Raw genomic sequence first — 1,239 nt, forward strand, 5'->3', positions numbered from 1 at the left:
ACCGTCGATCACGCCGATGATGTCGGCGATCTTCTTGCTGCTGTGGTTGATCTCTTCCATGGTGGCCACCACCTGACCGACCACACGGCCCCCGCGTTCAGCCACCTCGGCGTTGACCGCCGCCATCTGGCTGGCCTGGCGCGCGGCCTCGGCGCTCTGGCGCACGGTGCCGTTGATCTGTTCGATGCTGCTGGCGGTCTGCTGCAGGCTGCTGGCGGCCTGCTCGGTCCGCGTGGACAGGTCCAGGTTGCCCGAGGCGATTTCCGCGCTGGCGGTGCCGATGCTGTCGGTGGAACTGCGCACCTCGCCCACGATGCGCACCAGCGAAGCCTGCATGTCCCCCAGCGCTCGCATGAGCGCCGAGATCTCGTCCTTGCCGTTGCCCGTGATGTGCTGCGTCAGGTCTCCCTGGGTGATGGCCGTGGCCACGCGCTGGGCCTGGTCCAGCGGCTTGCAGATGCTCTGCATGTTGGCCAGCGTGGTGGGCACCACCACCAGCGCGGCCAGCGCCACGGCCACGCCAAACAGGGCCATGGTCTGGTCACTGGCGGTCTGTTCGTCGGCCTTCAGGCTCTCGGCTTCGGCCATGATGCTCTTCTCGATCGTCTGCAGGTCGCCCAGCAAGGCCTTGTACTGGTCGTGCGCCTTGGCCAGCATGCGGTTGGCCACGGTGGCGCTGTCGTAGCCACCGCTCTTGATCTGCGCCACCACGGGCTCGACCGATGCCACGTAGTCGCCCAGGCGCTTGTCCATGTCGCGCAGCACCTGGTTGTCGGCGTCTTGCTCGCCTTCGAGCATGTGCGCGATGTCCTTGCGCAGCTGATCGCGAGCCTTTTCCCAGTACAGATTGGCCAGCGAAAGCTGCTCGGGCGACTCGTAGTGGATCACCATGTCTTTCTCGTAGCGGCTCAGGTCGCCCATCGCCACCTTCAGGCGCGACAGGGCCAGCGTCTCCTCGAAGGCATTCCCCACGAAGGTGTGGTTGATCGTGACCAGGCGCGTCATGCCCCACAGGCCGGCGCCACCCACGATGCTCAGCAGCAGCAGCACCACACCGATGGCCGCCAGCATGCGCAGGCGTATCGAAAACAGTCGCATCAAAGATTGAAGTCCCATGACAAATGCTCCGGATCGTCAATAAAAGAAAAACGGGTCCCGGGCGCTTGGCGCCACGGTGTCCGACAGGCAGCGTGGGCGCTCATCGGGGGATTCCTGGGGAGGTGTGGCCAGCAGCATCAA

General features: G+C 65.2%; 1 protein-coding gene. It reads right to left on the minus strand.

Annotated elements, in window-relative coordinates:
• On the minus strand, window positions 1-1,116 hold a 1,116-nt coding region (locus HTA01S_RS24380), incomplete at its 3' end, for a methyl-accepting chemotaxis protein (RefSeq protein ID WP_157572275.1).
• Between the last annotated feature and the right edge of the window lie 123 nt (window positions 1,117-1,239).

The sequence above is a fragment of the Hydrogenophaga taeniospiralis CCUG 15921 genome (genome assembly GCF_001592305.1).
In the GTDB taxonomy this organism is placed as follows: domain Bacteria; phylum Pseudomonadota; class Gammaproteobacteria; order Burkholderiales; family Burkholderiaceae_C; genus Hydrogenophaga; species Hydrogenophaga taeniospiralis.